Below are 25702 nucleotides of genomic sequence, written 5' to 3'. Positions count from 1 at the left end.
CCGTTCCCTCCTAGACCATGAACCCGCCGCCGCAGACCAGGGTCTGTCCGCTGACGTAGTCCGACTCGGGCGCGCAGAGCAGGTAGACGGCACCCGCCGCCTCCTCCGGGGTACCGCCCCGTCCCAGGGGGATCGAGGACTCCATGTGCCGCAGCAGCTCGGGGTTCAGACCGACCCTGAGGTCTCGGCCCTGGATGTTGACGGTGGTGTCGCCGTCGGCGGAGGCCGCCGTCAGCCGGGTGTGGATCATGCCGAAGGCGACGGCGTTGACGGTCACGTTGTAGCGCCCCCACTCCTTGGCCAGGGTGCGGGTGAGTCCCTCCACCCCGGCCTTGGCCGAGGCGTAGTTGGCCTGCCCCGCGTTACCGCCCACCCCCGCGATGGACGAGATGTTGACGACCTTGCGGCACGGCACGGTCGCTCCGGCGGCCCGTTCGGCCTTCACGGCGGCCGAGATCACCGGCTGCGCGGCGCGCAGGAGCCGGAACGGTGCCTTCAGGTGCACGTCCAGGATCGCGTCCCACTGTTCGTCACTCATGCGCTGGATCACGTTGTCCCAGGTGAAGCCGGCGTTGTTGACGATGATGTCGATTCCGCCGCAGGCCTCCACGGCCGTGTCGACGAAGGCTTCGGGGAAGGAGGGGTCGCTCACGCTCCCCACGTGGGCGGTCGCCCGACCACCCCGTTCACCGATGAGCTCCACCGTCTCCCTCGCGGGGCCCTCGTCCAGGTCGTTGAGCACCACGTGGGCGCCTTCGGAGGCCAGCTTGAGGGCGATCGCGCGGCCGATGCCACGCCCGCCCCCGGTCACCAGCGCGGACCTACCGTCCAACTTCGTCATCGTTCTCCGTGCCCTTCGTCAGTGGGTCGAGTGCCACGGTCGCCTCGCCCGTCAGTGTGGTGGTGCCGTCGGCGAGCCGGACCGTCAGCCGGATCGTGGCCCGCCGTTCGCCGTCCCCGTCCTCGATCGCGCTGACCGTTCCCGAACAGACGGGACGCGCGTGGACCGGGGTGATGGCGGTGAACCGCACGCGCAACGACCGCAGGCGCTCCTGCGGCGCCCAGGCCGTCAGGAACCGCCCCACGTAGGCCATGCTGAGCATGCCGTGGGCGAACACGTCGTCCATGCCCGCCCCGCGCGCGGCGTCGAGGTCGATGTGCACGGGGTTGTGGTCGCCGGACCCGCCCGCGAAGAGGGCGAGCGTGGTCCGTGAGACCGGTTCCAGGCGCAGGGGCGGCAGTTCGTCTCCGACACGGAGTTCCGTCCCCGTCACCGGTCGGCCTCCGTACCCCTGACGACCACGACGTCCTCCAGTTCGGCGACGGTTCCGCCCGTCTCGTCGGTGACGACGAAGGAACGGGTGAGCAGTTCCATGGCCCCGCCCTTCTTGACCGTGTGGCCGGTGACGCTCCCGCGGAGCGTGACCGTCTGGCCCGCGTGCACCATGCGGTGGTAGGTGAAGGCCTGCTCCCCGTGCAGGACGCGGCGCGGATCGGCGCCCAGTTCCTCGATCCAGCGGAGGGGCTGGGGGACCTCGTGCTGGATCGCGGCCAGGAAGGTCGGGGGGACGGGCAGGTCGGGGTGGCCGGCGGCCCGGGCGGCCGCCACGTCCAGGTACACGGGGGAGGTCTCTCCGATCGCCTCGCAGAACAACCGCAGTCGGCCCCGTTCCAGCAGAAGGGACGCGTCCGGCATCGGGGTGCCGACCACCTCGGCGGAGAGCGGCATGTCAGTCCTCCCGCTGGTAGAGCGTGACCACGCAGGCTCCGCCCAGGCCGATGTTGTGCTGGAGGCCCACACGCGCCCCCTCCACCTGGCGGTCACCGGCACGGCCCTCCAGCTGCCACACGAGCTCCGCGCACTGGGCCAGTCCGCTCGCCCCCAGCGGATGGCCCTTCGAGAGCAGCCCTCCGGAGGGGTTGGTGACCACGCGCCCGCCGTAGGTGTTCTCCCCGTCCAGGACGAACCGCTCGGCGGTCCCCTCCCCGGTCAGGCCCAGGGCCTCGTAGGTGAGCACCTCGTTGGTGGTGAAGCAGTCGTGCAGCTCCACCACGGGGATGTCCTCCGGTCCGATCCCGGCCGCCTCGTAGACCCGCGCGGCGGCCCTTCGGGTCATGTCCGCGCCCACCAGGTCGATCGGGTCGCCCTCGAAGGACACGGGCCGGTCGGTGGTCATGGACTGCGCCACCACACCCACTCGGGCGTCCAGTCCCCGTTCCCGGGCGAACCCGGCGTCGCACACCAGCACCGCCGCCGCCCCGCAGGTCGGGGGACAGCACTGCGACCTGGTCAGTGGTCCGAACACCGCGGGCGCGGCCATGACCTCCTCGACCGTGACGGGATCGCGCAGAACCGCGTTGGGGTTGGCCGCGGCGTGCAGACGGGCCTTCACCGCGATCCGTGCGAACAGGTCCGGGCGGGTGTCGTAGCGCTCGGCGTAGGCCGCGCCCGCGCCGCCGAAGAGCCGGGCCGCGAGCGGGGCACCGGGGTCCGACCCCGGCACCGTGTCCAGCGCCGCGGTGAAGCGGTCGAAGGGGCTGGGGCGGTCGTCCCAGACCGTGCCCAGTGCCCCGGGGCGCATCTGTTCGAAGCCGAACGCGAGCACGCACCGGGCCGCCCCGCTCTCCACCGCCTGTCGCGCGAGCCACAGCGCGGTCGAGCCCGTCGAGCAGTTGTTGTTCACGTTGACCACAGGGACTCCCGGGAGTCCGACCTGGTAGAGGCTGTTCTGACCAGAAGTGGAATCACCATACACATAGCCCGCATAGGCCTGATCAATGTCGGCCAGCTCCACGCCGCTGTCAGTCAGCGCCGCCGTGATCGCCTCTACCGCGAGGACGTCGTAATTTTCACTTCTTCTTGGCATCGAGAATCGGGACATGCCGACCCCCGCGATGCGCACACGCGACACCATCTTCACCCTCCCGCAGAATCCCCGGCTACACATATTGTGCTTCTCTGAGAACGCTGATTCACTTACTGTGTACACGAAAGTCGGGGCCCTGCCAATGGTCCCCCCAAGAGAAGGACGGTCCACGGTGACGAAGCAGCAGACCGCAGCGGTGGTGAAGGACGGCTTCCAGTACCTCGAAGGGGCGCGCTGGTACAAGGGAGAACTCTGGTGCTCCGACATCCCCCGAGGCCTCGTCCACCGCCTGGACCCGCGCACCGGCGAGTCCCACGTGGTCGCCGACCTTCCCGACGCCAAGCCCTCGGGCCTCGGCTTCCTCCCGGACGGCACCCCCCTGGTGGTCACCCAGGCCGACTCCGTCCTGCGCCGCATCACCCCCGGCGGCACCACCGAGGTGGTCGCGGAACTCGGCGACGTCGCCGTCGCCGCCAACGACATGTGGGTGGACGACCAGGGCCGGGCCTACATCACCCAGATCGGCTACGACCTGTTCAACGGGGGCGAGGTCGCCCCCGCTCCGGTCGTGGTGGTCAGCCCCGAGGGCGAGGTCTCCACGGCGGGCGAGGGGCTGGTCTGCCCCAACGGCGTCGGCCTCAGCCCGGACGGCGGCACCCTCTACGTGGCGGAGACCTTCGGGTTCCGGCTGAGCGCCTTCGACGTCGACGCGGGCGGCGCGCTGTCGAACCAGCGGGTCCTGCGCCAGTTCGACAGCCTGGAGCGCGACGCCCTGGACGGGCTCTGCGTGGACTCCGAGGGAGGGGTCTGGGTCACCGCGCCGTTCTCCAGCCAGGTCCGTCGGCTCTCACCCGAGGGCGAGGTCACCGAGGTCGTGAACACCGCCACCGCTGGCCACTGGGTGGTCTCCTGCGCACTGGGCGGCCCGGACGGGCGGACCCTCTACCTCTGCGCGGCCGAGACCGACATGGGGCGGATGGCCAACAACTTCGAGGGCTCCTCCCGTCTGGAGGCCGCCACCGTACGCATACCCGGCCCCCTCGTCGGCTGAGGAACGACACCCATGCCCACGTCCCACCGCGCCCCCTCGGCGCGTCCCCCCGTCCGACTGTACGAACCCATACCCGACGACCGCGACGCGTTCTGGCGGCAGCTCAGGCAGACCTACGGAGAGGTCGCCCCGGTCTACCTGGAACCGGGGGTGCCCGCGTGGCTCCTGCTCTCCTACGAGGTCAACTACCGGGTGATGTCCGACAACGCCACCTACCGGTGCGACCGCGACTACTGGCACGACCTCGCGAAGGGGGTGATCCCCGCGGACTCCGGGGTCCGGGCCATCAACGAGAAGCGCGAGTCCGTGCTCTACGTCGACGGAGAGGAACACCGCTTTCTCTCCGAGGGTATGCAGAAGGCCTTCAGCGCACTGGACGAGCGGCGCGTGATCGGCCAGATCCAGGAGGTGGCCGAAGACCTCGTGGACTCCTTCTGCGAGCGCGGCCGGGCCGACCTGATCGGCGAGTACGCGCGGCTCCTCCCCCTGCACGTCCTGGGCCGCCTCCTGAACCTGGGGCCGGAGGACGTGAACGAGCTCGCCACGTCCATGGGCAAGCTCTGGGGAGGCGGCGCGGACTCCCCCGAGGGCGCCCGCGAGCTGAAGGTCCTCCTGACCCAGTTGGCCAGGAGCCGGCGGGCCGCCCCCGGCGAGGACCTGCCCTCGTACCTGATCGCCAACGGGCAGAGCGACTCCCAGGTCTGTGACCAGCTCACCCTCATCGTCGCGGGAACCAACGACCTCGTCACCAACTCCATCGGGGCGTCCCTGCGTCGGCTCCTGATGGACCAGTGGCTGGCCTCCCACCACACCGGCTCCCAGATGCTGATCTCGGAGACCGTGAACTACGTGTTGCTGCACTCCACCCCCATGGAGGTGCTGGTGGGCCGGTTCCCCACCCGTGACGTACGCCTGGGTGACTACCACATCAAGGCCGGGGACTGTCTGCTGCTGGGCTTCGCCGCGGCCAACACCGACCTGCTCGACCGCACCCCCCACGCGCAGACCGCCTTCACCCGGGCGCACCTGACCTTCGGAACCGGGGCGCACCGCTGCCCCCGGTACGGCCGGGACCTCGGGCAGTCGATGGCGGAGATCGCCCTGAGCACGATCACCAGTCGACTCCCCGACCTGCGTCTGGCCGAGCCACCCGAACGGCACCGCTGGGTGCCCCACGTCAACGTGCGGGCCCTGGTGGACCTGCCGGTGCTGTTCACCCCCGCGCACCCCAGGTCGGCCCCCAGCCCCCTGCGGCACCGGCACTCCCAGCCGAGGAACCGGCCCGAGACCCCCGGGCCCGAGAGCCGCTCGGAACCCACCCCCTGGTGGCGGCGGTTCGGGCTCTGGGGCTGACGCCGGAGCCTCCCCGACCGCACGCCGCCCCGGAGCCTCCTCCCATCCCCTTCGGGGTGGCGTGCCCCCTCAGCTGCAACCGCTGGTGGCGCCGCAGCCCTCGCACGCGTAGCAGCTGCCGGCCGGGCGCATCCTGGTCCCGCACGTGGTGCACAGGGGCGCGTCGGCCACGAACCCCTCGGAGAAGTGCTCGCTGGGGTGGCCCTCCCCCGCCGGGGCCTCGCTCGGGGCGGCCGACTGCGCGTACGACTCCACCTGCACGGCCGCCTGGGCCGGGTCCTCGGCGTGGAGCCGGGCCTCGCGCTCCGAGGCGGAGAGGACCCCCAGAGCCGCCCGCTCCTCGTGTGGAAGGTGGTCCAGGGCCAGGCGGCGGAAGATGTAGTCCACCACCGACTGCGCCATCCGGATGTCCGGATCGTCCGTCATGCCCGCCGGGTCGAACCGCATGTTGGTGAACTTCTCCACGTAGGTCTCCAGCGGCACCCCGTACTGGAGGGCGATGGAGATCGCGATGGAGAAGGCGTCCATCACCCCGGCCAGGGTGGAGCCCTGCTTGCCGAGCTTGAGGAACACCTCTCCGAGCCCGCTGTCCGGGTAGGAGCCCGCCGTGATGTAGCCCTCGGCTCCGCCCACGGAGAACGAGGTGGTCTCACTCGGCCGCTTCTTGGGCAGGCGCCGCCGCACCGGTTGGGGCGCCTCGCCCGCCTCCCCCGACGTCCCCGAGGCGGACAGCGGCTGCCCCACCTTGCAGTTGTCCCGGTAGACCGCCAGTGCCTTGAGTCCCAGCCGCCAACCCTCGTGGTAGATCTCCTCGAAGTCGGTGACGGTCGCGGCCTCCGGAACGTTCACCGTCTTGGAGATCGCCCCCGACAGGAACGGCTGGGTGGCCGCCATCATGCGCACGTGCCCCATGGGCTGGATGTAGCGGCGCCCCATCGCGCAGTCGAACACCTCGTAGTGTTCCCGCCGCAGCCCGGGCGCGTCGACCACGTGCCCGTGCTCCGCCACGTGGTCGACGATCGGTGTGATCTGCTCGTCCGGGTACCCCAGGTTGCGCAGTGCGCGGGGGATCGCCTGGTTCACGATCCGCATGGAGCCGCCGCCGACCAGCTTCTTGTACTTGACCAGGGAGAAGTCGGGTTCGATTCCGGTCGTGTCGCAGTCCATCATGAACCCGATGGTGCCCGTGGGGGCGAGGAGGCTGGCCTGGGCGTTGCGCCATCCGTGGCGTCGACCGACCTCCAGGCACCGGGCCCACTCCTCGGTGGCGGCCGCGTGGACGGGTTCCTCCAGGGTCCCGACGGGGCGCAGGTCGTCGTTGGCCGCCGCGTGTTTGAGCACGACCCGTTCGTGGGCCTTCGCGTTGCGCCCGTAGCCCTCGTAGGGGCCGACCACCCCGGCGAGTTCGGCCCCGCGCCGGTAGGCGGCGGCGGTCATCAGCGAGGTGACCGAGGCGGCCACGGCCCGTCCGCCCTCCGAGTCGTAGGCGTGGCCGGTGGCCATGAGCAGGGCGCCCAGGTTCGCGTAGCCGATCCCCAGCTGCCGGTAGGCGCGGGTGGTCTCACCGATCCGCTCCGTGGGGAAGTCGGCGAAGGTGATGGAGACGTCCATCGCCGTGATCACCAGTTCGACGAGGCGGGTGAGGCCCTCGGCGTCGAACGTGTCGTCCTCGCGCAGGAACTTGAGCAGGTTGACGGAGGCCAGGTTGCAGGACGAGTCGTCCAGGCTGAGGTACTCGCTACACGGGTTGCTCGCGGTGATGCGGCCGCTCTCGGGGGTGGTGTGCCAGTCCTGGATGGTGCCGTCGTACTGGATGCCGGGGTCGGCGCACTCCCAGGCGGCCCGGGCCATGCGGTGGAAGAGGTCCCGGGCGTCGACGGTGGCGATGACCTCGCCGGTGGTGCGGGAGGTCAGGCCGAACTCGGAGCCGGTCTCCACGGCGCGCATGAAGGCGTCCGTCACCCGCACGGAGTTGTTGGCGTTCTGGTACTGGACGCTGAACATGTCGTCGCCGCCCAGGTCGACGTCGAAGCCCGCGTCGCGCAGGGCGCGGATCTTGTGCTCCTCGCGGGCCTTGGTCTCGACGAACTCCTCGATGTCGGGGTGGTCCACGTCGAGCACCACCATCTTGGCCGCCCGCCGGGTGGCGCCGCCGGACTTGATGGTCCCGGCGGAGGCGTCGGCGCCCCTCATGAACGAGACCGGGCCCGAGGCGGAACCGCCGGAGGACAGGAGCTCCTTGCTGGAACGGATGCGCGACAGGTTCACTCCGGCACCGGAGCCGCCCTTGAAGATCAGCCCCTCCTCCTTGTACCAGTCCAGGATCGACTCCATGGTGTCGTCCACGGACAGGATGAAGCAGGCGGAGACCTGGGCCTTCGAGGTGGTTCCGACGTTGAACCAGACCGGGGAGTTGAAGCTGAACAGCTGGTGGGCCAGGGCGTACTTGAGCTCGTGGTCGAAGACCTCGGCGTCCTTGTCGGTGGCGAAGTAGCCGTGGGAGCGGCCGGTCTCGGTGTAGACGCCCACGACGCGGTCGATGAGCTGCTTGAGGCTCCACTCGCGTTCGGGGGTGCCCACGGTGCCCCGGAAGTACTTGCTCGCGACGATCTGGGTGGCGTTCACGGACCAGCTGGCGGGGAACTCGACGCCGCGCTGCTCGAAGTTGACGGACCCGTCGCGCCAGTTGGTGATGACGACGTCGCGGAGTTCCCACTCCAGGGTGTCGTACGGGTGGACGCCCTCGGTGGTGTTGAACCGGTCGATCGTCAGCCCCCCGGCCGCGCGCCCCGTCGTACCGCTGCTCTTGCGTGCCATGGCGGTGTCTCCCCCCGAAGGTCATGCGCGGACCCGGCGTTGACCGCGCGGACGTCTCATGTGTGTTCGGGGTGGCGCGGAGGGCGCGGCGTTCGCCGTGCTCCCGCCCACCTCGCGGTGGCCGTACCGGCGCGGCCCGTGCTACCCGGTGGTGTCGACCACGGGCTCCCCCTCGCGGTCCTGTCGCAGGCTGGCGATCTCGGCCTCGAAGTCGGCGAGGCTCTCGAACCCACGGTAGACGCTGGCGAAGTGCAGGTAGGCGACCTCGTCCAGGTCGCGCATGGGGCCCAGGATGGCCAGGCCGATCTCGTGCGCGGGCACCTCGGCCACTCCCCGGCCGCGGATCTCCTCCTCGACCTGCTGGCCGAGTTTGGCGAGGGCGTCCTCGGACACGGGGCGGCCCTGGCAGGCGCGGCGCACTCCGGCGATGATCTTGGTGCGGCTGAAGGGTTCGGTCACCCCGGAGCGCTTGGCCACCATCAGCAGGACGGTCTCCTGGGTGGTGAAGCGGCGCTCGCAGACGGGGCAGGTCCGTCTGCGGCGGATGGCCGCGCCGTCGTCTGTGGACCTGCTGTCGATCACCCTGGTGTCCGGATGACGGCAGAACGGACAGTGCATCCCGGTTCACCTGGCTTTCTCTACCCGACCAACAACCCTAGGCTTCTACTTAACCACAACTTGTTGACCACAGCCCCCATGCCAACACCAGATGTTGTGGTCGAACCTAGGTGTTGAGACGGACGCCCGCAACCCTGGCACCGGCGTGTCCCCAATCCCGGGACAGGGGGCGCCGAAGCACACGGTTCGGGGAGGTGGAAACGGGGATGTGCGGCCCTGGGAGCCGTTTCCCAGGATAAGGGGGCGCGGGCGCGCGGCCCGCCGGACGCCACACCGTGACGCGTCCGAATTCCCCCGCGCCCGTCCGGCGCGCGACGCGGACGCGGCGACGCGAGACGAACCCCATACGGAGGTCGCGCATTCGGACGACAACGGCCCCCCTCGTGTCCGCGCATATGTGCGACCCGGAAAATCGGCGCGCGAAAACACAATGGGAAATCGCCGGGACCCGTCCACGGCTTCTCGAACGCTTGTTTGATATCACCGTGTGCAACGACTAAAGTTGACCTTGATTTCACACCGGCTTCGCCGTCCGGTCCGCGTGGCCCGTGACCGGCCGCACACGCGGGCCCTGACCGAACCGAACACCGAGGAGGCCCGGCCGTGCCGGAGGACAAGCCCGGAGCCGTCGGCTCAGGACCCACCACCGTTCTTTCGCCCGTGGGCGACCCGGGCGCGTCCGCGCCCGACACCCCCAGACTCACCGCACGCCAGCAGAGCGTCCTCAACTGCATCCAGAAGTACGTCCGCGAGCGGGGGTACCCGCCGTCCATCCGGGAGATCGGCGACACGGTCGGCCTGTCCAGCCCCTCCAGCGTGGCGCATCAGCTCAAGGTGCTCCAGCGCAAGGGGTACCTGCACCGGGACCAGAACCGGCCGCGCGCCGTGGAGCTGCGCACCCCCGGCCGCGGGGCCTCCCAGACCCTCACCCAGGAGGAGCTCACCGCCGACTCCACCCGCGCGGCGTCCGTCCCGCTGGTCGGCCGGATCGCCGCCGGCGGCCCGATCCTGGCCGAGGAGGCGGTCGAGGACGTCCTGGCGCTCCCCCGGCAGCTGGTCGGTGAGGGGCGCCTGTTCATGCTCACCGTGGTCGGCGACTCCATGATCGACGCCGCGATCACCGACGGCGACCTGGTCGTGGTGCGCCAGCAGCAGACCGCCGAGAACGGCGACATCGTCGCGGCGCTGCTCGACGACGAGGCGACCGTCAAGGTGCTGCGCCGGGAGCCGGACGGGCACGTGTGGCTGATGCCGCGCAACGACGCCTACGAGCCCATCCAGGGCGACCAGGCCACCATCCTCGGCAAGGTCGTCACGGTCATGCGCCGCGTCTGAGCTACTGGTCCCGGAGCCGGGGGCGCGGGGCGGGCCGCTACGCTGAGGGCGTGTCGACACCTGCCTGCGCTCCCGTTCCTCCCGCCCCGCACCGGCTCCGGGCCGCCCTGGCCGCCTCCGTGGCCGCCGCGGTCCTGATGGTCAGCGCGTGCGCGCCCGACGACGGCGCCGACCCGGTGCTGCCCGGCGCCCCCGGGCGGGAACGCGAGGTCTCCTTCGAGGGCGGCGGCTTCACGGTGCCCGGAACCTTCACCGCGCCCGCCGACACCGGCGGCACCGTCCCCGGGGTACTCATCATCTCGGGCAGCGGCCCCACCGACCGCGACGGCAACGGCAGTGTGCGCCCCGACGCCGACACCAACCTCAACCTCGCCCGCGTGCTGACCAGCGCCGGGGCGGCGTCCCTGCGCTACGACAAGTTCGGCAGCGCCGACCCGGACCGGATGAGCGAGGCCGAGGAGGAGGCCCTCGACCAACCGGTGGACCCGCTGGTCTTCGACCGGCAGATGGCCGCCGCCTACGCCGAGCTGGTCGCCCAGCCCGAGGTGGACCCCGAGCGCACCCTCGTCCTGGGGCACAGCGAGGGGGCCCTGTTCGCACTGCGCGCCCATGAGGTCCTCGACGCGGAACCCGCCCTGGTACTGGCCGCCCCGCCGGGTACGCGCATGCTCGACCTGATCGACCGGCAGGTCTCCGAGCAGGTGCGCGTCGCCGAGGCCCAGGGCGGCATCGACGAGGCGGGCGCCGCGCGGATGCTGTCCGACCTGCGGGCGGGGCGGGCCTCGGTCCGCTCCGGCCGCGCCCTGCCCGAGACCGACGCCACCGGCCTGTTCGACGAGAACGGCGCCGACTACCTGGCCTGGATCGACGCCTTCGACCCGGTGGAGCTGGCCGAGGACCTGCCCGAGAACACCCCGGTGCTGGTCCTGTGGGGCGAGCGGGACGCGCAGGTGAACCAGGAGGAGGTCGACCGGCTCATGACCGGTCTGCCCGGCGCCGAGCGGGTGGACCTGGCCGGGGCCGACCACATCCTGCGGGAGTACGACGACTCCCCCGGGGCCGTCGCACCCGACGCGGACCGCGCGTTCTCCCCCGACGTGGCCCCGGCGCTGGAGCGCTTCCTCGACGGCCTCTGGTAACGGGGCGGAGCCGCCCTAGTCGTCCTCGGGGGCGGGCAGCTGGTCCACGACGGAGCGGGCGAGGAGCTGGGCCCTCTCCTGCGCCGTCGCGCCGTCCAGGGAGTCGAGTGCGTCGTAGTCGGTGGCGGCGGTGTAGCAGGACTCCAGGTACAGGTTGGAGACCCGCACCCCCACGCAGCCCACCTCGAAGGCGCCCTCCTCCACCCAGGTGAGGGCCTCGTCTCCGAGACCGTCGACCGGGCTGGCGTCGTTGCCGTCCGCCGTGGCGCGCAGGGTGTCGGCGGCGGTGTCCTCGCCTCCCTCGACGGGGGCCGCGACCAGGACGAGGGTGGCGGCGGAGGGCACGGAGCCGCCGGTGCCCTCGGGCGTGGCCCAGCGGCACTGCCATCCGGTGCCGAACGCGTCCTGGGCGGTGCCCACGGTCTCCTCGAGCTCGTTCTCGTAATCGGGCACCAGATCGGCGAGGGTATCGGTCTCCCCAACCCCGCACTCGGGGGCCGCCTCGAACTCTCCGCGTTCCACGCGGTCGCCGAGCAGGTACCAGGCGAGCCAGCCCGCCAGGGCGAGGACGGCCGCGACGAGCACGACCAGCAGGGTGACGGCCAGCGCCCGGCTCTGCGGCGGGGTGGCCCCGGGGTCCTCGCGGGGACCGGAGACGGGCGGGGGGCCGGGGTGCGGGGAACTCACAGGACCTCCCCCAGCTGTTCGGCGAAGCCCACCACGGTCTCTCGGGCACGGTCGAAGGGCACGGGATCGTCCTCCTCCACCGCGCTGTAGGACACGCGGACCAGGAGGTTGTCGTGGTGGAAGGCGAGTTCGGCGGTGCCGGGGACCTGACCGCGCCAGACCTCGGCCCGGCCTCCGGAGCCCAGCTCCACCGGCCGACCGCGCTGCGGGACCACGTCCTCCTGGGCGCGGGCCGCGGCCTCGTCACCGGTGACGACGGGTTCGGCCGAGGCGTCGGTGAAGCGCGCCGACAGGTCCACCCGCAGCACACCCTGGGGGTCGGTGTCGAGCCCGGCGGTGGTCCACACGCACGCCGTGCCCTCTCCACCCGCCACGGGACCCCCGGTGTCGGTCTCCAGGACCGCGCCGGGCAGTGCCCGGGCGACGGCGTCCTCGGGGACCACCCCGCACGGTGGCGCCGAGGTGTGGGCGTCGCCGCCGTGCGGCTGGTCGGGGTCGTCCCCCGTGAGCCAGAGGCCACCGCCGACCGCGGCGGTGGAGACCACCACGGTGCCCGTCACCACGACAGCCGCCCGTACCCAGGGCCGGGGTCCAGCACCCGTCGCAGAGCCCACCGGCCACCGCCTCCCCATCAGTTGTCACACCCAAGGTAGAGGGCGGTGGTCGCGGCCGCGACCACCGCCCCGCACGACGGATCAGCCGACGACGATGTTCACCAGCTTGGGCGCGCGGACGATGACCTTGCGCACGGTCTTGTCCCCGATGAAGCCCTGGGCCTTCTCCGAGGCCAGGGCCAGCCGCTCGAGCTCGGCGGGGTCGATGTCGGGAGAGACCGACAGCTTGTCCCGGACCTTGCTCTGGACCTGCACCACGCAGGTGACGGACTCCTGGACCAGCAGGGCCGGGTCGGCCTCGGGCCAGTTGCCGACCGCGACCGAACCGGTGCGGCCGAGCTTCTCCCAGCCCTCCTCGCCGATGTAGGGCGCGAAGAGGGACAGGGCGACGGCCACGAACTCGGCGGCCTCGCGGACGGCCGGGTCGGCGGCGCCGGGGCCGGAGTCGATCGCCTTGCGGGCGGCCGAGACCAGTTCCATGCAGCGCGCGATGGCGACGTTGAAGCGCTTGTCCTCGACCAGGGCGGTGACCTGGTCGATGGTGCGGTGGGTGAAGCGGCGCAGATCGGTGTCGCCCCGGGCGGGGTCGGCACTCGGGGCGCTGCCCGCGCCCGCCTCGCTCATCACCCGGTAGGCGCGGTTGAGGAACTTCTGGGCGGCCACGACGGACACGTCAGCCCAGTCCACGTCCTCCTCGGGCGGGGAGGCGAACAGCATGGTGAGCCGGACCGCGTCGACACCGTAGGCGTCGATCTCCCTGCCCAGGTCCACGCCGTTGCCCAGTGACTTCGACATCGCCCGGCCCTCGTTGATGACCTGGCCCTGGTTGGTGAGCCGCCGGAAGGGCTCGGTGAAGCCGACCATGCCCATGTCGTACAGGACCTTGGTGAAGAAGCGCGCGTACATCAGGTGCAGCGTCGCGTGCTCCTTACCGCCGATGTAGTGGTCGACGGGCCCCCACTTGTTCACCTCGTCGGTGTCGAAGGGGGCGGTGTCCAGGTGCGAGGAGACATAGCGCAGGAAGTACCAGGACGAGTCCACGAAGGTGTCCATGGTGTCGGTGTCCCGCTCGGCCGGACCGCCGCAGGACGGGCAGTCCACGTGCAGCCACTCCTTGGCGGCGGCCAGCGGCGAGATGCCCTTGGGCGCCAGCTCGGCGCCCTGGAGGTCGGGCAGGGTGACCGGCAGCTGCTCGTCGGGGACGGCGACCTCGCCGCAGGACGGGCAGTGGATGATCGGGATCGGGGTGCCCCAGTAGCGCTGGCGGGACAGCAGCCAGTCGCGCAGGCGGTAGTTGACCGTGGCGTCTCCGGTGCCGCGCTCGCGCAGGATACCGATGATGCGCTCGATGGCGTCGGTCTTGCTGAGGCCGTCCAGCGGACCGGAGTCACGCAGGAGGCCCTCGCCCGCGGTGGCCACCCCGGTCTCGGACGGGTCGGCCTCGCCGGTCTCGACGACCACCCGCACGGGCAGGTCGAAGGCCAGGGCGAAGTCGAGGTCGCGCTGGTCGTGGGCGGGCACCGCCATGATGGCGCCGTGGCCGTACCCGGCGAGCACGTAGTCGGCGGCCCAGACGGGCATGCGCTCGCCGTTGACCGGGTTGATCGCGTAGCGGCCCAGGAACACGCCGGTCTTGGGGCGCTCGGTGGTCTGGCGCTCGATGTCGGAGAGCTTGGCGACGTCGGACCGGTAGTTCTCGAACGCCTCGCGCCGCTCGGGCGCGCACAGCTCCTCGGCCAGGTCGGCGTCGGCGGCGACCACGAAGAAGGTGGCCCCGTACAGGGTGTCGGGCCGGGTCGTGTAGACGGTGACCGGCTCGTCGCGGCCCTCGATCTCGAAGTGCACGTCGGCACCGGTGGAGCGGCCGATCCAGTTACGCTGCATGGCCAGGATCTCGTCGGGCCAGCGCCCGTTGTCGAGCTGGTCCATGTCGTCCAGCAGCCGCTGGGCGTAGTCGGTGATCTTGAAGTACCACTGGTTGAGGGCGCGGCGCTCGACCTCGGAGCCGCAGCGCTCGCACCGGCCCTGCACGACCTGCTCGTTGGCGAGCACGGTCTGGTCCTGCGGGCACCAGTTGACCAGGCCGTCCTTGCGGTAGGCCAGCCCGCGCTCGAAGAAGCGGGTGAACAGCCACTGGTTCCACTTGAAGTACTCGGGGTCGCTGGTGTGCAGGCGGTGCGACCAGTCCAGGGCCAGCCCGTAGCGGCGCATCGAGGACGCCTGGGTCTCGATGTTGGCGTACGTCCACTTGTAGGGGTGGTCGTTGTTCTTGATGGCCGCGTTCTCCGCGGGCAGGCCGAAGGAGTCCCAGCCGACCGGGTGCAGGACGTTGTCGCCGCGCTGGAGGCGGTAGCGGCCGATGACGTCGCCGATGGCGTACGCCTCCGCGTGGCCCATGTGGAGGTCGCCGGAGGGGTAGGAGAACATGTCGACGACATAGGAGCGGGGCCGGGTGTCGCCCGGGTCCATGTCGGCCTCGAACGGAAGCTCGGCGGCCCAGCGCGCCTGCCACTTGTCCTGGAGGGCGCGGGCGTCGTAGGTGTCGCCCGTCGTCTGGTCGCCGTCTACCGCTGTCATCGCTGAGTGTTCCTTAGCCGGTTCTGGGTGTGTCGCCTTCAGGTTAGCGGCTGGGCCGCCCGCGCGAAGACCGGTTTCCCGCCATCCGGGACGGGCCCGGGAACCAGCCCCCGTCACGGAGGGTGAGCGCCGTGCCGGAGGCCAGGGAGCCCAGCGCCCCTCCCCACCGACCGCCCGGTTTGTTACTCTGCCGTCAAAGTGGCGCAGAACACGCGATACAGGTCACACCTGTCTCTCGTTTCACCTGTCCGGATTCACTTGTCTGCGGGAGGCCCCCATGTTCAACCTGTCTGTTCTCCTTGAGGACGGCGCGCGTTCCGCGCCCGAGAAGGAGTGCCTGGTCTTCGGCGACACCCGGCTCAACTACGCGGTCACCGACATGATCGCCAACCAGGTGGCCAACCTGTTGGTCGCCCGGGGCGTGCGCCCCGGCGACAGGGTGGCGCTGGCCAGCCCCAACCTCCCGTACTTCCCGTTCGTGTACTTCGGCGTCCTCAAGGCGGGGGCCGTGGTGGTGCCCCTGAACGTCCTGCTCACCCCGAGGGAGATCGCCTACCACCTGGAGGACTCGGGTGCCCGGGCCCTGTTCGCCTTCACGGGAACCCCCGAACTCCCGCTGGGAGAGCGCGCCTTCGAGGCGTTCGGCCAGGTGGAGGGCTGCGAGATCTTCGTGGACATGCCCGCGTCGGCGGGGGCCACCGAGTCGGCGATCGACGGCGCCGAGACCCTCTGGTCGGCGCTGGCCGGCCAGCCCGGCACCTTCGAGTCCGCGCAGTCCGGGGCGGACGACACCGCCGTCATCATCTACACGAGCGGCACCACCGGTAAGCCCAAGGGCGCCGAGCTCAGCCACCACAACCTGATGATGAACGCTGTGGTCGCCTCCAGCCTGGTCAACGCGCATCCGGACGGCCGCGACGTCTCCCTGACCGTCCTCCCCCTGTTCCACATCTTCGGCCAGACGGTGATGCTCAACGCCTCCCTGTACCGGCACGGCACCATGGTGCTCATGCCGCGCTTCGACGGCGACCAGGCGCTGGAGCTCATGCAGAAGGAGGGCGTCACCGGATTCGCGGGCGTGCCCACCATGTACTGGGGCCTGCTGAACGCCGCGCGCGGCGCCGAGCCCGGCCGGTACGACCTGGAGGGCATCGCCGCCAACGTGGTCGACGCCGTCTCCGGGGGTTCGGCCCTGCCCGCCCAGCTCGCGGAGGACTTCACCAAGCTGTTCGGCGTGGGCATCAAGGAGGGGTACGGCCTGTCGGAGACCTCACCGGTGGCCTCCTTCAACAACCCCGCCACCGGCGCCAAGACCGGCTCCATCGGCCGTCCGGTCTGGGGCGTGGAGATGAAGCTGATCGACCCCGAGTGGAACGAGGTCGTCAGGGAGGGCGAGCGGGAGCCGGTCGGCGAGATCGCGGTCCGGGGCCACCTGGTCATGAAGGGCTACCACAACCGCCCCGAGGTCAACGCCGAGGTCATCAGGGACGGCTGGTTCCGTACCGGCGACATCGCCCGCCGCGACGACGACGGCTTCTACTTCATCATCGACCGTTCCAAGGACATGATCATCCGGGGCGGTTACAACGTGTACCCGCGCGAGGTCGAGGAGGTCCTGATGACCCACCCGGGCGTGAGCCTGGCCGCGGTCGTGGGCATCGCGCACGAGACGCACGGCGAGGAGGTGAAGGCGTTCGTGATCCCCAAGGAGGGCGCGGAGGTCTCCTCCGAGGAACTGACCGCCTTCGCACGCGAGCGGCTGGCCGCCTACAAGTACCCGCGTGAGATCGAGTTCCGTACCGAACTGCCGATGACCTCCACCGGCAAGATCCTCAAGCGCGAACTGCGCGCCGACGGCTGAGCCGTCCCGTCCGCCTCCCTGGACCCCGCCGCTCAGGCGTGCGGGGTCCAGAAGGCGGCCAGGTGGGCCGTCCCGTGTTCCAGGGACTTCCAGGAGCCGGTGAACGTCAGCACCGCGACGGAGGAGGTCGGGAAGCCGGAGCGGTTCGTCCGGGCCAGCAGCTCGCCCTCGGCTCCACCCGCGAGGGCGTCGGCCACGGCGTGCAGTCCGGGGTTGTGTCCGACCACGACCAGGTCCGCGACGTCGTCGTCCGTCTCGTTGAGCACGGCGATCAGGTCACCGGTGGTGGCCTCGTACAGGCGCTCGTCGTACACGGTCCGTGGTCGCCGCGCCAGTTCCGGGACGACGAGCTTCCAGGTCTCGCGGCAGCGGGTGGCCGTGGAGCACAGGGCGAGGTCGGGGGTGATCCCCGACCCCGCCAGCCAGCGCCCGACCGCGGGAGCGTCCCGGCGCCCGCGGTCCGCGAGGGGGCGTTCGTGGTCGTCGGTGTCGGGCCACTCGGCCTTGGCGTGGCGGAGGAGGACGATGCGGTGCGGTGTGTTGGTCACGCGGTCTTCCTGCCACCGGGGGCCGCCGGTCAAACACCCTCCGCCGGTCCGGTGCGGCCGCTACCCCTTGACCGCTCCCTGGACCAGACCGGAGACCATCCAGCGCTGCACCAGGACGAAGAACACCATCACCGGGATGGTGATGATCGTGGAGGCCGCCATGACGTGCCCCCAGTCGTTCGCGTACTGGCCGAAGAACTGGCGCAGGCCCACGGCCACCGTGTAGTTGGAGCTCTGCGTCATGAAGGTGAACGCCAGCACGAACTCGTTCCAGGCGACGATGAACGAGAAGATCGCCGTGGCCACCAGCCCCGGGGCCACCAGGGGGAACAGCACCTTCCAGAACATCTGGGGCCAGGTGGCGCCGTCGATGTAGGCGGCCTCCTCGACCTCCTTGGGGACCGCGGCGACGAAGCCGCGCATCATCCACACCGCCAGGGGCAGGGACAGCGCCACGTACACGATGCTCAGCCCGATCACCGTGTTGAGCATCTGGAGGTCGCGGACCTGGATGAACAGCGGGATGACCAGCGCTTCCAGGGGCACCATCTGCACGATGAGGATCATCACCAGCACCGCGGTGCGGAACCGGAAGCGGAACCGCGCCACCGCCACGGCCGCCAGCATTGACAGCACGCACGCGAAGGCCACGGTGATGGCGGCGACCGTCAGCGAGTTGCGCAGGTAGGTACCGAAGTTGCCCTCGGTCATGACGTACGTGAAGTTGTCCAGCGTGAACGAGGTGGGCAGCAGCGCCCCGGTCCCCGAGGTGGTGCTGTCCGAGAACGCGCTCATCAGCATGAAGTACACGGGGAACAGGGTGAAGAGCAGCAGCACGCTCACCCCGGCGGCCTTGCCGACCACCCGCCAGGCCCGGAGCGCGCCGCCCCGGCGCCGGGAGGCCAGGACCCGCGCCTCCCACGCGTCGGAGGGCGTCTCAGCGGTGTGCGTGTCCATCGGACCTCCTCGAACGGGCGGGGCGCTGACGGTGGCGGGCGAACGGGTCGGGGATCATCTGAGTTCGTCCTCCCGGAACAGCGCGCGCAGGTAGACGACGGTGATCCCGAGCAGGAGCAGGGTGAGCAGGGCCGCGATGGCCGAACCCGTGCCGAAGTCGTTCTGCCCGAAGGAGCGCACGTAGGCCCACACGCCCAGGTTGAGCATCTGGGAACCCCCGACGTCGCCGCCGGGCATCAGGTAGATCTGGGCGAACACCTTGAAGTCCCAGATAGTGGACAGGACCGTCACCACGGCGAACACCGGGCGCAGTGTCGGGAACGTGACGTGCCAGAAGCGCTTCCACGCCCCGGCTCCGTCGATCCGGGCGGCCTCGTGCAGTTCCTTGGGCACCGTGAGCAGCCCCGCCAGGACCGTGACGGCCACGAACGGGAACCCGCTGTGCACGATGTTGAGCGTCACGATGGCGTAGAACCAGAACCGGTCGGCGAACCAGTTGTAGCCGGAGGGGTCGATCAGGCCCAGTGACTTCAGCGCCTGCGCCACCACCCCGTGGTCCACGTCGAAGATCCAGATCCACACGTAGGTCCCGCTCACGGCGGGCATCGCCCAGGCCACCATGACGCACGAGACCACGACCACCCGCGTGATCGGCCGGAGGTTGGCCAGCAACAGGGCGACGAGCGTCCCCAGGACCACGGTCGCCACCACCGCCACCAGGGCGAACACCACCGTGTTGACCAGCACGACCCGCCACAGGTACGGGTCCGTCAGCAGGGAGAGGTAGTTGTCCAGCCCGATGAAGTCGGACTCCCCCGAGACCAGGTTGCGCAGCTTGAAGTCCCGGAAGGACAGCCACACGATCCGGCCGATGGGGAACAGCAGCAGGAGACCGATGACCCCCAGCGGGGGTACCAGGAGCACCCAGGGCAGGAGGGCGCGCCGCCCCCGCATTCCCAGGAGCGGCGCGCGTCGGCCGCCCCTGGGCGGCCGGACCGGTGTTGCGGGTTGCAACCTAGTTTCCTCCGTTGAGGATGGTCTCGATGGACTCGGCGGCGCGGTCGGTCGCCTCCTCCACGGTCGCTTCGCCGTTGAGGATGTCCTGCTGCATGCCGACGATGATCCCCTCGGCCTCCACCTGCGACCAGGCGGGGACGGCCGGGGTGCTCTTGCCCGCCTCCAGCAGCTGGGTGGCGAAGGGCTCGACCAGCGGGTCACCGGACTCGGCGTAGGCCTGGATCTGGTCGACACCGGCCGGGAAGAAGCCGCTCTCCTCGCCCCAGCGGTCGAAGAACTCGCCGTTGGTCAGGAGGTCGACGTACTCCCAGCCCGCCTCCTCGTTGCCGGTGCCCTCGAACACCGACAGCAGGGAACCCCCGGCGAAGGAGTCCGTGTACCCCTCGTCCTGACCGGGCAGCACGAACGCGCCGAGCTTGCCCTCCAGGTCGGGGTTGGACTCGACGATGGCCTTGGGGTTGGAGCTGTTGGAGATCGCCATGATGGCGTTCTCGTCGGCGAGCGACTCCATGACGTCGATCTCGTTCCAGTTCACCGCGCCCGTGGTGGACAGGCCGTCCTCCAGGGACAGGTTGGTGAAGAACTCGACTCCGGCGCGGCCCTCCGGCGTGTTGATGGTGGAGGTCCAGGTGCCGTCGGACTCCTGGACGGCGACCTCGCCGCCTCCGCCCCAGATCCACGGCATGACCGAGTACTGGGCCTGGCCGGGCACGGGGAAGCCGATCATGCCGTCCTCGGCCTCGGCGAGGTCCATCGCGGTCTCGCGGAGCTCCTCCCACGAGGTCGGCTCCTCGTGACCGTGCTCCTCGAAGATGTCCTTGCGGTAGATGATCGAACGGATCGACGCGTACCAGGGCACACCGTAGACGGCGTCGTCGATGACGCCCATGGAGTACATGTCCTGTTGGAACCGGGAGGGGTCGTCGACGTAGCCGGAGAGGTCGTGCAGGGCTCCCGCGTCGGCGAACTCCGGTGTGAAGGTGGTGCCCAGCTCGACGACGTCGGGCATGGTGCCGCCCGCGATGGCCGTGCTGATCTTGTTCTGGGCGTCGGACCAGGGCACGAACTCGACCTCGACGTCGGTACCGGTCTGCTCGGTGTAGGCCTCGTTGACCTCGTCGAAGAAGGCGCTGGCGTCCGGGTTGGTGCCCTCCATGATCCACACCTTGAGGGCGTCGGTGGAGCCGCCGCCGTCACCGTTCCCGCCACCGCCGCCACCGCAGGCGGTCGCCGCAAGCACCAGGGTCAGTGTGGCTGCGGGGAGGGTGACGTACTCGTGTACTCGTCTGCGGGCCATCGGCTCGCCTCCCGTTCCTTTCGAGGGTCCCCTGAGGGTTGGTAGGAAACCTACGTAAAGAACGACGACTTGTGAAGTAAACCACTGCGACTTGTGTCTGACCTGTTAGCGGGCGAATCCGACCGGGGTTCCCGGCCGGTCGACCCGGCCGGTCAGTCGCCGAGGCCGGTCACCTGACGCAGGGTCGGGACCAGTTCGGCACGCTTGTAGACGGCCAGGCCGATGGCGGCGCAGAACGCGGCGAGCATGTGCGCGAACACCATGCGGTCGCCCTGCGCGAGACGCTCGGCCGTCTCCTCCTCACCGATGGAGTGGGCCTCCCAGGCCGTGGAGACGGCGAACTCCAGCTCCGGCGGGAGCATCTCGGCGACGGTGCGGGCCACGGCCTCGCGCGAGTCGGCCGGTTTCCACACCACACCGGTCTCCTGCACGCGGCGGCCCAGGAAGGCGGCGATCACCCTGAGTTCGGACAGGACGTCGTCGACGTCGTCCGCCGCGCGGGGGACGGCCCGGTCGAGTTCCTCCCGGTTGTGGTCCGCGTAGGCGCCGATCAGGTCGATCGCGGTCCGCCGGACGTGCTCGGGCAGGTCGTGCGCGGGGGTCGGGTCGCCCTGGGGCGGGTTGTCGTCGGAGGACACGGGGTGGGTCCCTTCACGGCTGCTGGGTGTGACGGCTCCATGATGCCGCCTCGGGGCCCCCGCGTCGCGCAGGCCGGGGCCGGACACCGGGGTGTCCGCGCAGCGCGAACACCCCGGCGCGGTCAGAAGTCCGGACGCAGCGGCATGTGCGCGTCGGTACCGTCGAGCCGGACCCCGAGGATCTGGTGGAGTTGGACCACGTCCCGCTCGAAGCCCAGGACGCACCCGGCCATGTAGAGCCGCCACACCCGCGCGGTCCCCTCCCCCACCTCGGCGACCGCCTCGTCCCAGTGGCGTTCGAGGTTGGCGCCCCAGTGACGCAGGGTGAGGGCGTAGTGCTCGCGCAGGTTCTCCTGGTGGCGGATCTCGAAACCGGCGTCGTTCATGGCGGTCTGGATCTGGGCCGGGCCCTCCAGCTCGCCGTCGGGGAACACGTACCTGTTGATGACACCCTTGGTGTTCATGGGCTTGAGGTTGTTGCTGGGCCGCGTGATGCAGTGGTTGAGCAGTCGGCCTCCCGGCACCAGCTTCGCGTGCAGCGAGGCGAAGTACGGGTCCAGGTTCCGGGCGCCGATGTGCTCGGTCAGCCCGATCGAACTGATCCGGTCGAAGCTGGCGTCCGGCACGTCGCGGTAGTCCATGTGGCGGATCTCGGCGAGGCCGGTCAGCCCCTCCTGGGCGATCCGTTTGGCTCCCCACTCCGCCTGCTCCTTGGACAGGGTCACCCCGACCGCGCGCACGCCCAGCTCACGGGCGGCGTGGCGCACCATGCCGCCCCACCCGCAGCCGACGTCCAGCAGACGCATGCCCTTCTCCAGCCCCAGCTTGCGCGCGACCAGGTCGTACTTGCGGAACTGGGCGGACTCCAGGGCCCCGTCGAAGGAACCCACCCGGTCCAGGGCCCCGTCCTCCTCGTCGAAGACCGCGCAGGTGTAGGTCATCGACGGCCCCAGGACCAGCTCGTAGAACTCGTTGGAGACGTCGTAGTGGTGGTGGATGACCTCGGCGTCGCGTTGTCTGGAGTGTCTGGGCCCCCGTCCGAGCAGGGCGCCCCTGCGCATCTCCTGCGGCGGGGGCGCCACCCGGTTCACGAACTTCACCCACCCCACCGACCCCACGATCGCGAACAGGTCCCGGACGGTGACGTTGACCCCCTCGGCGAAGGTGAAGTCCGCCATGTGCCTCAGCGCCGTGTACATGTCGCCCTCCAGCTCCAGGTGTCCGGAGACGTAGGCGCGGGTCAGGCCCACCGCGTTGGGCGACTGGGCCAGGTAGTTGACGGCCACCGGGGTCCGCACGTTCACGGTGACCTCGCTGTTCGGGTCGCCCGCGCGGCTCCCGTCGTAGGCGGTGAACCGGATGGGCGCGTCGGGTCCCACGACACGCTCGAAGATCTCTGCAAGCCGCATGCTCTTGTCCTTTCCGTCCCGTGTGCGGCCCCTGCCTCGGGCCACCGCCCGGTGGAGCCGTCAGTGCTCGGCGATGGGTGCTTCAGCGGTTACGCACGCACTTGGCGTACAGGTCCAGGAGTCGGCCCCGGGGGTCGTAGGTCTCCTTGAGGTCCTGGTAGTCGGCGCCGTTGTAGAGCGCCCAGAAGTCGTCCTTCGAATAGAAGGAGTCGGAGTACAGGGACTTGTGGCCGCCCAGCCGGGTGACCTCCTCCTCGACCCTGCGGTTGTGGTGGGCGCGACGCTGCCCGGGGACGGTGTCGACCAGGCCCCAGAACCCGAAGTTCACGTACAGGCGGTCGTTCTCCAGGGGGTAGAGCGGCCACACGTGCTGGTCGGCGGCGAGCCCGGCGCGACGGGGTTCGCGAAGCCTGAGCGGGCACATCCACAGGGGGGTCATGCCGATCTCGGCGTGGTAGAAGTCGAGGAACTCCGCCCCCCGCTCCACTCCCACCTCGACGTCCTGGATGAGGGGCTCCTGCTGGGGGCGGCCGCGGTAGTGGTTCAACAGCCGGGAGAAGTCGGTGCGCCGGTCCCACGCGACCAGCCTGCGGTAGACGTCGGACCTTTTCAGGGACCGGGGCCACAACGGGCGCACGAACCGGTTCTGGGTGCCGAACGCGCGGGAGCACCAGAACCAGTCGGTGTCCCAGCGCCACAGGTAGTCGTGCACGGTGAGGTAGTCGCCGGGCCCGACGGCTCCCCCCACCGGGTCGGCGTAGCGCGGGATGGACCGGTAGTAGACGTCGTTCCCCGTGTAGTCGCTGGTCCAGGGGGCGTGGTCGGTGAAGCGGGCCAGCGTGAGGTACAGCTCGTCGGGGCCGAACACCACACCGTCCGCGAAGTCCACCGGCTGGCCCTCGTGGGAGGCCTCGGCGCAGATCAGGGCGAGCGCGTCCATCGCGGTCGCCGCGTCGCGGAACCGCAGGTGGCGCAGGTGCACGTAGGGGGAGACGGGGTCGAGTTCCACACGCAGCCGGAGGGCGTACCCGAGGGTGCCGTAGGAGTTGGGGAACCCGTGGAAGAGGTCGGCGTGCGCGTTGTCACGGGTGGCGGTGACGACCTCGCCGGAGCCCGTGAGGATCTCCATCTCCTGGACGGCCTCGTGCGGGAGGCCGTTACGGAAGGAGGAGGACTCGATTCCGAGGCCGGTGACGGCCCCGCCCAGGGTGATGGTGCGCAGCTGCGGGACGACGGTGGGCATGAGGCCGTGCGGAAGGGTCGCGGCGACCAGTTCCTCGTAGGTCGTCATGCCGCCGACGTCGGCCAGGCGCTCGACCGGATCGATGGAGATGACGCCGGAGAAGGCCGACACGTCCAGGGCGGGCGCGGAGGAGCGTTCACGGAACCGGAAGAGGTTGGAGGTCGGCTTAGCCAGTCTGACCGGTGCGCCCTCCGGAAGGGCCCGGTAGTCGCGCAGTAGGCGCTGGACGGCCGCGACGTGTCCGGCGTGCCCCGAACCGGAGGACGGCCCCCGTGGGGACCGGGGGCCGGGGCTGGAGGTCGTACCGGGCTGTTTCGGAGTCATACCGGGTTCCCCTGACTGTCGGCGACACGGTGTGGGTCGGCCAGGACCGGTGGTGGCATGCCGCGGCAGGCCGATCCCCTCAGTTCTACCTACCGGTATCCGTCCACGGCCACCCCATTTCGGTACGTGTCTTACCCGCTCTCGGGCGGGGACGCTCGGCGCGGGGGCGGTGGAATCCGCGAGACCGAAACCCTCGTCACGGCCGCCACCTGGAGTGACGCCGGTGTTACCGCACGGTCCGCATAGGATGCCGTTCTGTGCGCATCGCTCTCGTTGACTCCGGTATCGGCATGCTGTCCACGGCCTCGGCCCTGCACGCGGCCCGCCCCGACGCCGACCTGTACCTGTCCATGGACCCCGACCACATGCCGTGGGGCCCCCGCACCCCGGAACAGGTGATCGACCGGGCCCTGGCCGGGGCCCGCGCCGCCCTGGAGGCGGCGGGCGACCTGGACGCCGTGGTCGTCCCCTGCAACACCGCGTCGGTGCACGGACTGGAACGGCTGCGTACCGAGCTGGAGCCGGGTATCCCGGTGATCGGGACGGTCCCCGCGATCAAACCGGCGGCCGCCTCGGGCACCCCCATCGCGGTGTGGTCCACCGAGGCCACCACTCGGAGCTCCTACCAGCAACGGCTCGTGGCCGACTTCGCGCGGGGCGTGGACGTGACGCAGGTCGCGTGTCGGGGGCTGGCCGAGGCCGTGGAGTCCGCCGACCCGTCGCTGATCGACACCGCGGTGGCGTACGCGGCCTCACTCACCCCGCCCGAGGTCAGGGGTGTGGTGCTGGGGTGCACGCACTACGACCTCGTGGACGCCGAGATCTCCGGGGCCCTCTCCGGGCGGGCCGAACTGTTCACCGCGGCCCGGGCGGTGGCCGCCCAGACCCTGCGCAGGGTGGGCGGAGCCGAACACACCGACGGGCGCGGTACCCCGGCCCCCGACCGGGTCGGCCGGGTCACCGTCCTGACCAGTGGTCGGGCGGCCGAGCTGCCCCGGGCCGCTCTGGCCTACCCGGCGGGCCGGTCACTCCTGCCCCGCTGAGCACAGGACCGGCCGCGCGTCATCTGCTCCGGTGTTCTAGGGCGTGTTCTGTGGATGCTTTCGCCTTCTGGCGGCGGAGCCGCCAGCACCGCGAGCGGCCGCCAGGCCATCTCTCGCAAGACGATGAGCGAAAGTCAGCCCGGGTTTGGCTGTCCGAGCTCCATCGGCGCAGCGAGAGGCAGCCTGGCCACGCGAGCGCGGAATGATCCACAGAACACGCCCTAGTGTTCTGAGTCGTTAATTCGATGAAGATATGCGGCGATGGTCTCGAAGATCTCCTCGGCCGTCTTGGTCCATACGAACGGCC

22 protein-coding genes are annotated in these 25702 nt (G+C 70.5%); 6 read left to right on the top strand and 16 right to left on the bottom strand.

Translation table 11 applies throughout. The features are described from left to right. Positions 1-10 precede the first annotated feature (10 nt). Genes ABZ635_RS09050 through ABZ635_RS09035 form a run of 4 tightly spaced genes read right to left on the bottom strand, consistent with a single transcriptional unit; the run spans position 11 to position 2915 of the window. Positions 11-841, bottom strand: a complete 831-nt coding sequence (locus ABZ635_RS09050) for an SDR family oxidoreductase (protein ID WP_357761242.1) — start codon at positions 839-841, stop codon at positions 11-13. Then, positions 822-1274, bottom strand: coding sequence for a MaoC/PaaZ C-terminal domain-containing protein (locus ABZ635_RS09045; RefSeq protein WP_357761240.1), 453 nt, complete (start codon positions 1272-1274; stop codon positions 822-824). The genes ABZ635_RS09050 and ABZ635_RS09045 overlap by 20 nt, the downstream gene beginning before the upstream one ends. Further along, positions 1271-1729: a MaoC family dehydratase N-terminal domain-containing protein gene (locus tag ABZ635_RS09040; RefSeq protein ID WP_357761237.1), complete on the bottom strand. Its 459-nt coding sequence runs from the start codon at positions 1727-1729 to the stop codon at positions 1271-1273. Before ABZ635_RS09040 ends, ABZ635_RS09045 begins: the two co-directional genes overlap by 4 nt. Position 1730: 1 nt before the next feature. Continuing rightward, positions 1731-2915, bottom strand: a complete 1185-nt coding sequence (locus ABZ635_RS09035; protein WP_357761234.1) for a lipid-transfer protein — start codon at positions 2913-2915, stop codon at positions 1731-1733. Between the two features lie 124 nt (positions 2916-3039). Between ABZ635_RS09035 and ABZ635_RS09030 the strand changes: the two genes are divergently transcribed. Both ABZ635_RS09030 and ABZ635_RS09025 read left to right on the top strand, forming a co-directional pair. Further along, positions 3040-3918 (top strand): SMP-30/gluconolactonase/LRE family protein, encoded by an 879-nt coding sequence (locus tag ABZ635_RS09030; RefSeq protein WP_357761231.1) that lies wholly within the window; start codon positions 3040-3042, stop codon positions 3916-3918. Between the two features lie 12 nt (positions 3919-3930). Beyond that, positions 3931-5271: a cytochrome P450 gene (locus tag ABZ635_RS09025; protein WP_357761228.1), complete on the top strand. Its 1341-nt coding sequence runs from the start codon at positions 3931-3933 to the stop codon at positions 5269-5271. 69 nt (positions 5272-5340) lie between these two features. Here the strand turns inward: ABZ635_RS09025 and ABZ635_RS09020 are convergent, their stop codons facing one another. Beyond that, on the bottom strand, positions 5341-8088 hold the full coding sequence (locus ABZ635_RS09020) for a vitamin B12-dependent ribonucleotide reductase (protein WP_357761226.1): 2748 nt from the start codon (positions 8086-8088) through the stop codon (positions 5341-5343). Positions 8089-8229: 141 nt separating this feature from the next. Next, on the bottom strand, positions 8230-8706 hold the full coding sequence (gene nrdR / locus ABZ635_RS09015; protein WP_357761223.1) for a transcriptional regulator NrdR: 477 nt from the start codon (positions 8704-8706) through the stop codon (positions 8230-8232). A 660-nt stretch (positions 8707-9366) separates the two neighbouring features. Between nrdR and lexA the strand changes: the two genes are divergently transcribed. Together lexA and ABZ635_RS09005 are read left to right on the top strand one after the other, a co-directional pair. Beyond that, entirely contained in the window at positions 9367-10041 is a 675-nt protein-coding gene (lexA, locus tag ABZ635_RS09010) for a transcriptional repressor LexA (RefSeq protein WP_357761483.1), read from the top strand. Between the two features lie 137 nt (positions 10042-10178). Continuing rightward, entirely contained in the window at positions 10179-11180 is a 1002-nt protein-coding gene (locus ABZ635_RS09005; protein WP_357761480.1) for an alpha/beta fold hydrolase, read from the top strand. A gap of 15 nt (positions 11181-11195) precedes the next feature. On the opposite strand, the gene ABZ635_RS09000 is transcribed toward ABZ635_RS09005, so the two are convergent. The 3 genes from ABZ635_RS09000 to leuS all read right to left on the bottom strand — a co-directional run bounded on the left by ABZ635_RS09000 (position 11196) and on the right by leuS (position 15058). Further along, the gene (locus ABZ635_RS09000; RefSeq protein WP_357761220.1) at positions 11196-11867 is read right to left on the bottom strand and encodes a hypothetical protein; all 672 of its coding nucleotides are present in this window, start codon (positions 11865-11867) and stop codon (positions 11196-11198) included. Further along, positions 11864-12499, bottom strand: coding sequence for a hypothetical protein (locus tag ABZ635_RS08995; RefSeq protein WP_357761217.1), 636 nt, complete (start codon positions 12497-12499; stop codon positions 11864-11866). Before ABZ635_RS08995 ends, ABZ635_RS09000 begins: the two co-directional genes overlap by 4 nt. A 63-nt stretch (positions 12500-12562) precedes the next feature. Beyond that, the gene (gene leuS / locus ABZ635_RS08990; RefSeq protein ID WP_357761214.1) at positions 12563-15058 is read right to left on the bottom strand and encodes a leucine--tRNA ligase; all 2496 of its coding nucleotides are present in this window, start codon (positions 15056-15058) and stop codon (positions 12563-12565) included. Between the two features lie 277 nt (positions 15059-15335). Between leuS and ABZ635_RS08985 the strand changes: the two genes are divergently transcribed. Then, positions 15336-16919 (top strand): long-chain fatty acid--CoA ligase, encoded by a 1584-nt coding sequence (locus ABZ635_RS08985; protein WP_357761212.1) that lies wholly within the window; start codon positions 15336-15338, stop codon positions 16917-16919. 32 nt (positions 16920-16951) lie between these two features. Here the strand turns inward: ABZ635_RS08985 and ABZ635_RS08980 are convergent, their stop codons facing one another. The 7 genes from ABZ635_RS08980 to ABZ635_RS08950 all read right to left on the bottom strand — a co-directional run bounded on the left by ABZ635_RS08980 (position 16952) and on the right by ABZ635_RS08950 (position 24352). Further along, positions 16952-17467, bottom strand: a complete 516-nt coding sequence (locus tag ABZ635_RS08980; protein WP_357761209.1) for a histidine phosphatase family protein — start codon at positions 17465-17467, stop codon at positions 16952-16954. Positions 17468-17527: 60 nt separating this feature from the next. Next, the gene (locus ABZ635_RS08975; protein ID WP_357761207.1) at positions 17528-18424 is read right to left on the bottom strand and encodes a carbohydrate ABC transporter permease; all 897 of its coding nucleotides are present in this window, start codon (positions 18422-18424) and stop codon (positions 17528-17530) included. Positions 18425-18478: 54 nt separating this feature from the next. Next, positions 18479-19378, bottom strand: a complete 900-nt coding sequence (locus ABZ635_RS08970) for a sugar ABC transporter permease (protein ID WP_357761477.1) — start codon at positions 19376-19378, stop codon at positions 18479-18481. A 61-nt stretch (positions 19379-19439) separates the two neighbouring features. Next, entirely contained in the window at positions 19440-20738 is a 1299-nt protein-coding gene (locus ABZ635_RS08965) for a sugar ABC transporter substrate-binding protein (RefSeq protein ID WP_357761205.1), read from the bottom strand. A 152-nt stretch (positions 20739-20890) separates the two neighbouring features. Beyond that, entirely contained in the window at positions 20891-21376 is a 486-nt protein-coding gene (locus tag ABZ635_RS08960; protein ID WP_357761202.1) for a hypothetical protein, read from the bottom strand. Between the two features lie 122 nt (positions 21377-21498). Further along, on the bottom strand, positions 21499-22785 hold the full coding sequence (locus tag ABZ635_RS08955; RefSeq protein WP_357761200.1) for a cyclopropane-fatty-acyl-phospholipid synthase family protein: 1287 nt from the start codon (positions 22783-22785) through the stop codon (positions 21499-21501). 82 nt (positions 22786-22867) lie between these two features. Beyond that, positions 22868-24352, bottom strand: coding sequence for an FAD-binding oxidoreductase (locus tag ABZ635_RS08950; RefSeq protein WP_357761197.1), 1485 nt, complete (start codon positions 24350-24352; stop codon positions 22868-22870). A 257-nt stretch (positions 24353-24609) separates the two neighbouring features. On the opposite strand from ABZ635_RS08950, the gene ABZ635_RS08945 reads away from it, so the two are divergent. Then, the gene (locus tag ABZ635_RS08945) at positions 24610-25395 is read left to right on the top strand and encodes an aspartate/glutamate racemase family protein (RefSeq protein WP_357761194.1); all 786 of its coding nucleotides are present in this window, start codon (positions 24610-24612) and stop codon (positions 25393-25395) included. Positions 25396-25702 lie beyond the last annotated feature (307 nt).

The sequence above is a fragment of the Nocardiopsis sp. NPDC007018 genome (genome assembly GCF_040635075.1).
Classification (GTDB): domain Bacteria; phylum Actinomycetota; class Actinomycetes; order Streptosporangiales; family Streptosporangiaceae; genus Nocardiopsis.
This window is presented reverse-complemented; position numbering and strand designations above follow the sequence as displayed.